This is a genomic window from Pseudomonas mandelii (assembly GCF_002251635.1).
Classification (GTDB): Bacteria; Pseudomonadota; Gammaproteobacteria; order Pseudomonadales; family Pseudomonadaceae; genus Aquipseudomonas; species Aquipseudomonas mandelii_B.
The window spans coordinates 38,811-49,757 of sequence record NZ_NMOJ01000011.1 but is presented as its reverse complement, the minus strand read 5'-3'; the positions used below and the strand labels follow the sequence as shown (position 1 = coordinate 49,757).

8 protein-coding genes and 1 tRNA gene are annotated in these 10,947 nt (G+C 61.3%); 5 read left to right on the top strand and 4 right to left on the bottom strand.

What is annotated here, in order from left to right; all coding sequences use genetic code 11:
* Positions 1-207: 207 nt before the first annotated feature.
* A complete protein-coding gene (locus B7L09_RS01525; RefSeq protein WP_094467463.1) occupies positions 208-1,245 on the bottom strand; it encodes an AraC family transcriptional regulator in 1,038 nt (345 codons plus the stop codon).
* A gap of 281 nt (positions 1,246-1,526) precedes the next feature.
* Here B7L09_RS01525 and phbB point away from each other — a divergent pair, with 281 nt between their 5' ends.
* The 5 genes from phbB to B7L09_RS01500 all read left to right on the top strand — a co-directional run bounded on the left by phbB (position 1,527) and on the right by B7L09_RS01500 (position 7,490).
* Positions 1,527-2,273 (top strand): acetoacetyl-CoA reductase, encoded by a 747-nt coding sequence (phbB, locus tag B7L09_RS01520; protein ID WP_094467462.1) that lies wholly within the window; start codon positions 1,527-1,529, stop codon positions 2,271-2,273.
* A gap of 57 nt (positions 2,274-2,330) precedes the next feature.
* Positions 2,331-3,509 (top strand): acetyl-CoA C-acetyltransferase, encoded by a 1,179-nt coding sequence (locus B7L09_RS01515; protein WP_094467461.1) that lies wholly within the window; start codon positions 2,331-2,333, stop codon positions 3,507-3,509.
* Between the two features lie 101 nt (positions 3,510-3,610).
* Positions 3,611-5,314, top strand: a complete 1,704-nt coding sequence (phaC, locus tag B7L09_RS01510) for a class I poly(R)-hydroxyalkanoic acid synthase (RefSeq protein ID WP_094467460.1) — start codon at positions 3,611-3,613, stop codon at positions 5,312-5,314.
* Positions 5,315-5,458: 144 nt separating this feature from the next.
* On the top strand, positions 5,459-6,112 hold the full coding sequence (locus tag B7L09_RS01505; protein ID WP_094467459.1) for a hydrolase: 654 nt from the start codon (positions 5,459-5,461) through the stop codon (positions 6,110-6,112).
* A 67-nt stretch (positions 6,113-6,179) separates the two neighbouring features.
* Positions 6,180-7,490, top strand: coding sequence for an OprD family porin (locus B7L09_RS01500; RefSeq protein ID WP_094467458.1), 1,311 nt, complete (start codon positions 6,180-6,182; stop codon positions 7,488-7,490).
* Between the two features lie 8 nt (positions 7,491-7,498).
* On the opposite strand, the gene B7L09_RS01495 is transcribed toward B7L09_RS01500, so the two are convergent.
* From B7L09_RS01495 to selA, 3 genes are all read right to left on the bottom strand, one after another.
* Positions 7,499-7,594 (bottom strand) — tRNA-Sec (locus B7L09_RS01495).
* Positions 7,595-7,600: 6 nt separating this feature from the next.
* Positions 7,601-9,508 (bottom strand): selenocysteine-specific translation elongation factor, encoded by a 1,908-nt coding sequence (gene selB, locus B7L09_RS01490; RefSeq protein ID WP_094467457.1) that lies wholly within the window; start codon positions 9,506-9,508, stop codon positions 7,601-7,603.
* Positions 9,505-10,926: an L-seryl-tRNA(Sec) selenium transferase gene (gene selA / locus B7L09_RS01485; protein ID WP_094467456.1), complete on the bottom strand. Its 1,422-nt coding sequence runs from the start codon at positions 10,924-10,926 to the stop codon at positions 9,505-9,507. The genes selB and selA overlap by 4 nt, the downstream gene beginning before the upstream one ends.
* Positions 10,927-10,947 lie beyond the last annotated feature (21 nt).

Genomic DNA, 10,947 nt, shown 5'->3' with positions numbered 1-10,947 from the left:
CACACANCAGNCCGTCCTGGAAGTCGTTAACTAACCACGCGCAAATGTCGGAGCTTTTGTGGCGAGGGCGCTTGCTCCCGCTCGGCTGTGAAGCAGTCGCAATGCTTTTGGGGCCGCTGCGCGACCCAGCGGGAGCAAGCGCCCTCGCCACAAAGCCCGCTCCTACAGGGGATCTCAGTCTGGCTGAGACCGCTGACGAGCACCGCGTCACACCGGCGCGGCTTCCTCGATCTCAAAAGATTCATCGGACCGGTACTGCCCCGGTGTCATGCCAAACCAGCGGCTACAGGCTTTGTTGAAGCTGCTGTGGTCATGAAAACCAAGGAGATAGGCGACATGCTTCATGTTGAAGTGAGAATGGCGCAGGTAGAAATCGGCCAGTTGTCGGCGTACCGCATTCAGCACGTCCTTGAATTGCGTCCCTTCTTTTTCCAGCGCCCGTTGCAGCGTGCGCTTGCTGATGTTCAACGCTGCTGCGATCGACTCCATGTCGCATTGCCCCTGGCCCTGACTCAGGCGCTCGGTAATCAGCGCGCGAATCCGCCCGACAATGCAAAAACCAAACAGCAGGTCCAGTTGCGCTTCGGCAAAACTGTCATGCAGCACCGCCAGCTTTTCGTTGGCCATGCTCAACGGCCGCAACAGCTCCTGTCCGTCGAACAAAATACTGTCGTAAGGCGCGTCGAATTGCAGATTGGGGCCAAACAGGCGCCGATGCTCGGAGATGTCTTCGGGCTCGGGATAGGTGAATTCAACGCTCAAGGGATGCGGTGCGTCGCCACCCAACAACTTGCGGGAGAAACTCAGCAATGACGCCAGAGCGGAATCGGTGTACTGGCGCGGTTTGACCGAACCATGCTGTTGATGGTCGAGGCTGGACAAGCGGTAATGTTGCTGTTCGGCGGTAAAGAAAAGGCTGAACCCGGTGCCAATCAACGGACTGAAACGGACCAGGCGCTCAAGGGCCTTTTTCAGATTCAGGCTGGACATCATGGTGTAGCCGATGATCTGAAAGCTGCCGGGGTGGAAACTGCCATAGGCCCTCAAGCCAATGTCAGGATCGCCCGAGGCCTCGGCGGCCAGCTCCCATAGTCGATAGATGTTCTTTCGCTCGCAAAACGCACCTGGTTGGTCCGCGAGATCAATGTCTAGTCCAGCCTCCCGGCACAGACTGGCAACATCCAGTCCTTGAGCCGAAAGCGTATTTACCAGCACGCTGGCATAGCCTGAACTCATTCTATACATGGCGTCCTCAATGACCTGTGGAACCGGACATCCTGTCCGGAGCCATGACTGATCTGCGATGAATCAAAATACTAACGGGTGGTTCAGTCGCCAATATTGATCCCAGTATAGGTAATCCTCATTTTTCGCCACTGGTCCCGGCCATTCGTCGCCCCGATGCAACTAAACCGGACATGGCACCTTTGGACACCAGCCCGTCACCTCCCAACACTTCCGCATCCCCCGCCAATACCGAACAATCGCCCATCTTGCAGCGCAAAATACAAAAAGGAACGAAGCTTATGAAGTCGCTTGGTCGTATTGCGTTGGTCACGGGTGGTATGGGTGGGATTGGCACGGCGATCAGCCAGCGCCTGTACAAGGAAGGATTCAAAGTCATCGTCGGTTGCAGCGCTGATTCCGCCCGCAAGAACGACTGGATTGCCGGTCAACTGGCGGCGGGTTATCAGTTCGAATGCATCTACGGCGACATCACCGATTGGGAGTCGACGCGCAAGGCTTTCGAAATGGCGCACGAACAATTCGGCCCGGTCGATGTGCTGGTCAACAACGCAGGCATCACTCGTGATGCCTCCTTTCGCAAGCTGACGCCCGAAGACTGGAACGCGGTGATCGGCACCAACCTGACAGGCCTGTTCAACACCACCAAGCAAGTGATTGAAGGCATGTTGGCCAAGGGTTGGGGACGGGTGATCAATATCTCCTCGATCAACGGTCAGCGCGGCCAGTTCGGCCAGACCAACTACAGCGCGGCCAAGGCCGGCATCCATGGCTTCACCATGGCCCTCGCGCGGGAAGTGTCCGGCAAGGGCGTGACCGTCAACACCGTCTCCCCGGGTTATATCCAGACCAGCATGACCGCGGCCATTCGCCCGGACATCCTCGACACCATGATCGCGGCCACCCCCGTCGGGCGCCTCGGCCAACCCGAAGAAATCGCCTCGATCGTCGCCTGGCTGGCCTCCGATGAGTCGGGCTACAGCACCGGCGCCGACTTCTCGGTGAACGGCGGCATGAACATGCAGTAGACCGATCAGGGCAAGGACGCCCTGCTCCCGCTTGCCAGAATCTTAATGAGGTCACGCATGAACGAAGTCGTAATCGTTGCCGCTACTCGTACCGCCATCGGCAGTTTTCAAGGTGCCTTGTCCGCGATTCCAGCCACTGAGCTGGGTGCCACGTTGATCCGCCGTCTGCTGGAAGAAACCGGCCTGGACGGCGCGCAGATTGATGAAGTGATTCTCGGCCAGGTGCTCACCGCAGGCTCGGGGCAAAACCCGGCACGCCAGACGGCAATCAAGGCCGGCCTGCCCTTCACCACCCCTGCCCTGACCCTGAACAAGGTCTGCGGCTCGGGCCTCAAGGCCGTGCAACTGGCGGTCCAGGCGATCCGCTGCGGCGACGCCGAGCTGGTGATTGCCGGCGGTCAGGAAAACATGAGCCTGGCGCCTTATGTGCTGCCCAAGGCGCGCACCGGTTTGCGTCTGGGTCATGCGCAGTTGCAAGACAGCGTGATTCAGGACGGTTTGTGGGACGCCTTCAACGATTACCACATGGGCATCACCGCTGAGAATCTGGCCAAGCAGTACAGCCTCAGCCGCGAAGATCAGGACGTCTTCGCCGCCGCCTCGCAACAGAAAGCCGCCGCCGCCATCGAAGCGGGCTACTTCAAGGGTCAAATCACCCCGATTCTGATCCCTCAGCGCAAGGGCGATCCGCTGGTGTTCGATACGGATGAGCAACCGCGCCCGGGCAGCACGCTGCAAGCGTTGAGCAACCTTAAACCGGCGTTCCAGAAAGACGGCAGCGTGACCGCCGGCAACTCCTCGACCCTCAACGATGGCGCCGCCGTGTTGCTGCTGGCCAGCGCCTCCACTGCCGAAGCCCTCGGCTTGCCGGTGCTGGCGCGCATCAAGGCCTATGCCAGCGCAGGTGTGGACCCATCGATCATGGGCATCGGCCCGGTCCCGGCCACCCGTCTGGTGCTGGAGAAAGCCGGCTGGAGCCTTAACGATCTCGACCTGATCGAAGCCAACGAAGCGTTCGCCGCGCAATCACTGGCGGTCGGCAAGGAACTGGGTTGGGACACCGCCAAGGTCAACGTCAACGGGGGCGCAATTGCGCTGGGGCATCCGATCGGGGCGTCGGGCGCGCGGATTCTGGTGTCGCTGGTGCACGAACTGATTCGCCGTGACGGCAAAAAAGGCCTGGCCACGTTGTGCATCGGTGGCGGCCAAGGCGTCAGCCTGGTCATCGAACGATAAAAATAAGAAACACAGGACTGCTTGCTTGACTGCTGACGCGGTGCCGAATGGCGGCACCGCGGTTTTTTCTGCCCGGTTTACCGATGTGGGCAAGGAGTTCCATGGACAATAACGCGCACACCTTCAACACTTTCTGGTCAGGCCAGGTCCCGTTCATTGCCTCCTTTGCAGTGCAACAATTACGCCTTTGGGTCAGCACCAATCCATGGTTCACCGGCCAGGAATACGAGGAGTGGTTCGACCTGCCGCGCCCCACCCTGGAAAGCCTGCAAGCCGAGTATCAAACCCAATGGGGTGATCTGGGCCAGCGCCTGCTGACCGGCCAACCGTTTTCCTTTGAAGATCGACGTTTTTCCAGTGGCAACTGGAGCACCCCGCTGTTCGGTTCCCTCGCGGCGTTCTACTTGCTCAACGCCGGTTTTCTGCTGAAGCTGCTCGATAAACTGCCGATCAAAGACAAGAAACCCCGCCAGCGTCTGCTGTACCTGGTGGAGCAAGCGATTGCCGCTGGGGCGCCCAGCAACTTTCTGGCGAGCAACCCCGATGCCTTGCAACGCGTCGTCGACACTCAGGGCGGCAGCCTGTTCACCGGCCTGCTGCACCTGGCCAGCGACCTGCAAGAAGGCAAGATGCGCCAGTGCGACAGCGGCGCTTTCAAGGTCGGCGTCGATCTGGCCAACACCCCCGGCGAAGTGGTGTTCGAGAACGAACTGTTCCAGTTGATTCAGTACTACCCGCAAAGCGAAACCCAGTACCGGCGCCCGGTGTTCATCGTCCCGCCGTCGATCAACAAGTACTACATCCTCGACCTGCGACCGGACAACTCGATGGTTCGCCATCTGCTGCAACAAGGCCACCCGGTGTTCCTGATGTCGTGGCGCAACTTTGATCAGGCGCACGCCGGCACCACCTGGGATGATCTGATCGACACCGGCATCATCAAAGGCCTGCAAGTGACTCGCGAGATCAGCGGCGAGCAACGCCCCAATTGCGTGGGTTTCTGCATCGGCGGCACGCTGTTGAGTTCGGCGCTGGCCGTACTGGCAGCGCGCGGCGACAAGGACATCGCCAGCGTGAGCCTGTTGACTACCTTTCTCGATTACCTCGACACCGGCCCCATCGACATCTTCGTCGACGAACAACTGGTGGCCTACCGCGAGCGCACCATCGGCGGCCAGGAGGGCCCCATCGGCCTGTTCAAGGGCGAGGACATGGGCAACACCTTCTCGCTGCTGCGCCCCAATGATTTGTGGTGGAACTACAACGTCGACAAATACCTCAAGGGCCAGAAGCCGATTCCCCTCGACCTGCTGTTCTGGAACAACGACAGCACCAACCTTCCGGGGCCGATGTACTGCTGGTATCTGCGCCACACCTACCTGCAAAACGACCTGAAATCCGGGGATCTGGACTGTTGCGGAGTCAAACTCGACCTGCGCGCCATCGATGCGCCGGCGTACATCCTCGCCACCCATGACGATCACATCGTGCCGTGGCGCAGCGCTTACGCCAGCACCCAATTGCTCTCCGGGACCAAGCGCTTTGTGCTGGGTGCCTCCGGGCACATCGCCGGGGTGATCAACCCGCCAGCCAGGGAAAAACGCCATTACTGGACCAACAATCGGGTTTCGAAGGAGCCTGACACCTGGTTCATGAATGCCCAGGAGCATGCCGGTAGCTGGTGGAATGACTGGTTCGTCTGGTTGGCAGACCAGTCCGGCGAGCGCCAGCCTTCCGTGCTGCACACCGGCAACGCGCAATACCCGGCGTTGGAGTCGGCGCCTGGGCGGTATGTGATGCAATGAACAACGGCCCCGCGCACTGACCGATAGTGCGCGGGGCCGTTCTTCGCGCGGCCCCGCAAAAACCCAAACACAGCACATCGCTTCAATATTCCCGCCTGAAACTGCGCAACCATGGCCTCCTCACTCACCCGTAAGGATCTCGCCATGGCCATCGCCAAAGCTGTTCCCGGCAAAACCCTGCTGACCCCGACCGACCACACCCTGATCATGATCGATCACCAGTCGCAGATGTCCTTTGCAACCAAGTCGATCGACGCCGTCACCCTGCGCAACAACGCCGCCCTCGTGGCCAAGGCCGCGCGCGGCTTCAAGGTCTCGACCATCCTGACCACTGTTGCCGAGAAGAGCTTTTCCGGGCCGATCTTCGACGAAATCAAGTCGGTGTTCCCGGAACACAACGTCATCGACCGCACCAGCATGAACACCTGGGAAGACGAGCGCATCGCGGTTGAAGTCAACGCCTTCGGCAAACAGAAAATCGTCCTCGCCGGCCTGTGGACCTCGGTGTGCATCGTCGGCCCGGCGCTGTCGGCCATCGACCAGGGTTTCGAGGTCTACGTGATTGCCGACGCCTGTGGCGACGTCAGCACCGAAGCCCATGAAATGGCCATGCAGCGCATGATCCAGATCGGCGCCCGTCCAATGACCTCGCTGCAATACCTGCTCGAACTGCAGCGCGACTGGGCACGTACCGAAACCTATGAAGAAACCGTGAAAACCTCGATTGCCAACGGTGGCTCCTACGGTCTCGGCCTGATCTACGCCAAAACCATGTTCGGTGCCTCGGAAGGCCACTAAGCGCTTTTCCTATAAAAAGCGGGCGACTGCGGACCTTCCGCAGTCGCTGCTGCGTGGTGATTGACCAATGAAGTTTCGCAAGCAAGTTCTCCCCTTTTGGTTGTCGATGCTATTCGCCGGAACAGCCCTGGCTGATGAAGCCGCACCAGGGTTTCTGGACGGCGCAAACCTTGAAGTGCTCAGCCGAAACTTCTACCTCAACAGCGACTACCGGTCCCCTTCGCCGACAGGCAAAAGCTATAAAGCCGAGTGGGCTCAAGGCTTTATCAGCGCTTTTGAATCTGGATTCACACCCGGCACGCTCGGCTTTGGCCTCGACGCCCACGCCTTTCTGGGACTGAAGCTGGATGGCGGCAAGGGACATTCCGGGACCGGATTGTTGCCCGTGAATGATGACAGCCGTAGCGAAGGCAACTATTCCAGTGGCGGTGGCGCGCTGAAAATCAGAGCCTCCCGAACCACCTTGGCCTTCGGCGAAATGATGGTGGAAACCCCGGTGTTCGACACCGCGGACAAACGCCTGCAACCGGAATACGCCACAGGTTTTCTGTTGAACAGCCGCGAAATCGATGACGTGAATCTGCTGGCCGGGCATTTCACCGCATTCAAAAACCAGGACAGTTCTTCGAGCAAAGGCAACTTCTACGGCTACGGCGCCAACACCGAAGCCGGCGGCATTACGTTTCTGGGCGCTGACTTGTTCACTCAACGCCCCGTCGGCGGCGCGCTCTATGCCTCAGAACTCACCGACACTTGGCATCAGTACTACGCCAACTTGCACCTGAAGCAGCCCGGGGTGTTCCTCGACGCCAATCTCTACCACACGCAAGACACCGGCAAAGCGCTGGCCGGTCCCATCGACAACACCGCGTTCAGCCTGTCGGGCAAGTACACCGTCGATGCCCACGCCTTCACCCTGGCCTATCAAAAAATTAATGGCGATACGCCGTTCGATTTTGTCGGCGGCGACTCGATCTACCTCGCCAACTCGATCAAGTACGCCGACTTCAACGGTGCCCACGAGCGCTCATGGCAGGCGCGTTACGACCTCGATTTTGGCACCTTCGGGATTCCCGGCCTGAAATTCATGACGCGTTACGTCCTGGGCAGCCAGATCGACGGCACCCATGCACCCAAGGGCGGCGCCTACAATCCGTTTGATGCGTCCGTCGGCGAATATGTGCCACAACAAGGCGATGGCGGCCGGCATTGGGAGCGCGACATCGACCTGCACTACATCGTGCAGTCGGGGGCGGCCAAGGGGTTATCGCTGCAACTGTCCCATGTCTCGCATCGGGCCAATGCGGCGCAGGCCGGCGATGATATTGACCGGGTTTATGTGGTCATCCAGTACCCGCTGAGCTTCGGGCCTCTCTGAAGGGGAAATGGCGGAAGGCAGCCGGAGTCGAACCTGCCCGGGAACGGATGCCGTCCCCAACCGGGTTTGAAGCCCGGCCGCGCCACCGGGCGCGATTGCCTTCCTTGAAGTCAGTTTCCTGATGGCTGGGCCAAGGCATTGTCGAGGCGCAAATGGCGCTTGTCGCCAAAACGTCGGGTCAGGCCCAGCCGGTCGAAGTATTCGAGGATCTGGATGCTGCGCTTGCGCCCCAGGCCCACGGCATCGCGAAACGCCGTGACCTGAATCACCGGGTTCTGCGCGGCCAGTTGCACAAGCATAGCCGCCAATCGGCGGATGACTGCGTCGGTGTAAAACAGGTCGCGGACGACTTGATGCACCAGCCCCAGCCTCGCCATTTTGCGCAGCAACAAGCGCACCGTCGCTTCGTCATGGCCGAGGTCGCGCACCCACGGTGCATTGAATCCGGCCTGTTCGAACAACGGTTGCAGTTGTTGCCACAACGCTTCGTCCTCTTCACTCAAGCGCACCTGATGCTCGGGCAAGTGCAGCCACGGCCCGCTGGCCAGCATGGCGCCGCTGGTGAGTAATTCGTCGACCAGGCTGATGAAAGTCGGCCGATCCAAAGATGTCCCGGCGAAACGCCGCAGGCGATCCCGGTCGGGTCCCATCTGGTCCGGCTCGAGTTGGTGAAAGCGTGCCAGATGCTCCAACAACGACGTTTTCAGGGACTCCCAACGGTCAGCGCTGAACAACAACGGTCCTTGGCGTGTATCGATCAAACGCACATCGGCGGGCAGGACCCAAGTGTCACGCGGCCGGTTGAACTGACGCTCCAGGCGTTGCGGGTCGAGCCCGGTTTCGCTGTTGCGCAATAACGCAGGCAGCACGTCTTCCAGATCATTGCGGGTCCCGAGTGCCTGAAGCTGCGCCAATCGCTCGGGACTGCGACGGTGTCGGGTCGGCGCAAACGGGTCGAGCACCCGGCCACCGCCGAGGGTCCGTTGGGCGCTCTGGTCACGCAGAATCAAAGGATCGCCCTTCACCGCCTGCACCGGCGCATTCAGCAGGATCTGCGCGAACATCCGCTCACCCGGCGCAACACTGGCACCTTCCAGCAGCGCCACTCGCCCCGTGACATCCTGCGTCCCCAAGTGAACATGCACCGCTTGAAAATGCTCGAACGCCTTGGCTTCGCTGGCCAGCAACCGCATGTCGATGTCCAGGCGCTGGGTCGGTGCGTAAAGCCACTCTGACACCAGCCAGTGGCCACGGTGAATCTGCTCCAGTGCCAAGCGCTCGGCACTCAGGTTCAGCGCCACTCGCTGACCCGCCACCCCAATCTCTGCGGCCTGGTTTTGCGCATGCAAGCCGCGCACGCGCACGGGTTTGCCCAACGGACCGAGCATCAGCGTATCGCCCACGGCAACCTGCCCGGACAGCGCCGTGCCGGTCACCACAATGCCGGCGCCGGCCACGCTGAACGCACGATCGATCGCCAAACGAAAACCGCCACGGGTGCTGCGTTGCAGCACATCACGCTGCGCATCCAGCAAGGCCAGACGCAACGTCTCGATACCCTCCCCGGTCACGCTCGACAGCGCAATCTGCGGTGCGCTTGCATACGGCCCGGGCGCGAGCAAGCTTTCGATTTGTTCGCGCGCGGCCTGCACGCGGGCCGGATCGACCCGGTCGCATTTACTGATCACCACCAGGGCCCGAGGGATGCCCAGCAGTTCGACGATTGCCAGATGTTCGCGGGTCTGGGGCATGACGCCGTCATCCGCGGCGACCACCAGCAACACCAGATCGATGCCCTGGGCCCCGGCGAGCATGTTGTGGGTGAAGCGTTCATGACCGGGTACGTCGATAAACCCGGTCAGTGCTGCGCCCGGTTCCAGCGCGGCGTAGAGATAGCCGAGGTCGATGGTCATGCCGCGTTCACGTTCTTCGCGCCGACGGTCGCCGGCCTGGCCGGTCAAGGCCTGGAGCAACGTCGTCTTGCCGTGGTCGATGTGCCCGGCGGTGCCGACGATCACCCCGGCACCTGCAATTGATCGAGTTGCGCCAGCCACGCGGTTTCGTCATCCAGTTGGCGCAAATCCAGCCACAGCGCGTCGTCGTCAATTCGGCCCAGCACTGGAATGGTCAGCTGACGGAGCGCTGCCTCCAGTCCGAGCAATTGCCGGCCACGCAGACGCTTACTGACAAGCGGCCTGAGGCACAACGCCGCGCTTGGCAGGCGCGCCACCGGTTGGCTGCCGCTGCCGATCATCCCCAGCGCCGCCACCGCGCTGACGCTCCAGCCATCGCCCACGGCCTGCGCCAATGACGGTTGCAGGCGTTCGGCTTGCAACAGAATGTCGGCCTGCGGTCGGGTCAGCAGGCGCAGGCTCGGCAGTCGTTCGGCCAGTCGATCGGGATTGCGGTACAGACCCAACACCGCTTCCAACGCCGCCAATGTCAGCTTGTCGACCCGCAACGCCCGCTTGAGCGGGTTCTTTTTGATCTTCGCGATCAACTCTTTACGGCCGACGATCAACCCGGCCTGGGGACCGCCGAGTAACTTGTCGCCGCTGAAAGTGACGATGTCCGCGCCATCGATCAATGCCTGGCGCACCGTGGGTTCGGCGGGCAAACCCCAACGGGTCAGGTCCAGCAAACTGCCGCTGCCAAGGTCTTCGAGCAGTGGCAGCCCGTGCTTGTGCGCCAGCTCAGCCAACTCGGCCGTCGGCACTCGGGCGGTGAAGCCTTCAATGGCGTAATTGCTCGCATGCACCCGCATCAGCAGACCACTGCGCGGGCCAATCGCCGCCTCGTAATCCCGGGCATGGGTGCGGTTGGTGGTGCCGACTTCGTGCAGCCGGACCCCGGCACGGGCCATGATGTCGGGAATGCGAAACGCGCCACCAATTTCGATCAGCTCGCCCCGGGAGATGATCCCTTCCCTGCGCGCGCCCAGGCTGTTGAGCGTCAGCAGCACGGCGGCGGCATTGTTGTTGACCACGGTCACAGCTTCGGCGCCGGTCAGTTCGCGGATCAGGCCTTCGATCAGGTCGTCACGGTCGCCGCGTTTGCCGCTTTGCAGGTCGAATTCAAGATTGAGCGGATAGCGAGCGGCCATTTGCACCGCTTCGATGGCTTCTTCGGGCAACAAGGCGCGGCCGAGATTGGTGTGCAGCACCGTGCCGGTCAGATTGAACACTCGGCGCACATGGCTGCGATGCTGGAGGGCCAGGCGCTCGCCCGCTCTGCCAGCCAAGACTTCGGGGGTGATTTCAACGGCGTCGAGCTGGCTTGACAGTACCGGTTCGCGCAGGTCATCCAGCAACTGCCGCAGGCTGGCCAGCAGCGCGTCACGCCCAAAGCGCTCGGCCAATGGCAGGCACGCCGGATGGCGCAGCAAACTGTCGATGGAAGGCAGCCGCAAGGCTGGGCTGGCGGATCTGGCAGGCATCAGGCGCTCCCGCAAACGTTG

Excerpts from the sequence above, each read along its gene's own strand:
- B7L09_RS01525 (WP_094467463.1), bottom strand. The coding sequence starts at position 1,245 with ATGTATAGAATGAGTTCAGGCTATGCCAGCGTGCTGGTAAATACGCTT.
- phbB (WP_094467462.1), top strand. The coding sequence starts at position 1,527 with ATGAAGTCGCTTGGTCGTATTGCGTTGGTCACGGGTGGTATGGGTGGG.
- B7L09_RS01515 (WP_094467461.1), top strand. The coding sequence starts at position 2,331 with ATGAACGAAGTCGTAATCGTTGCCGCTACTCGTACCGCCATCGGCAGT.
- phaC (WP_094467460.1), top strand. The coding sequence starts at position 3,611 with ATGGACAATAACGCGCACACCTTCAACACTTTCTGGTCAGGCCAGGTC.
- B7L09_RS01505 (WP_094467459.1), top strand. The coding sequence starts at position 5,459 with ATGGCCATCGCCAAAGCTGTTCCCGGCAAAACCCTGCTGACCCCGACC.
- B7L09_RS01500 (WP_094467458.1), top strand. The coding sequence starts at position 6,180 with ATGAAGTTTCGCAAGCAAGTTCTCCCCTTTTGGTTGTCGATGCTATTC.
- selA (WP_094467456.1), bottom strand. The coding sequence starts at position 10,926 with ATGCCTGCCAGATCCGCCAGCCCAGCCTTGCGGCTGCCTTCCATCGAC.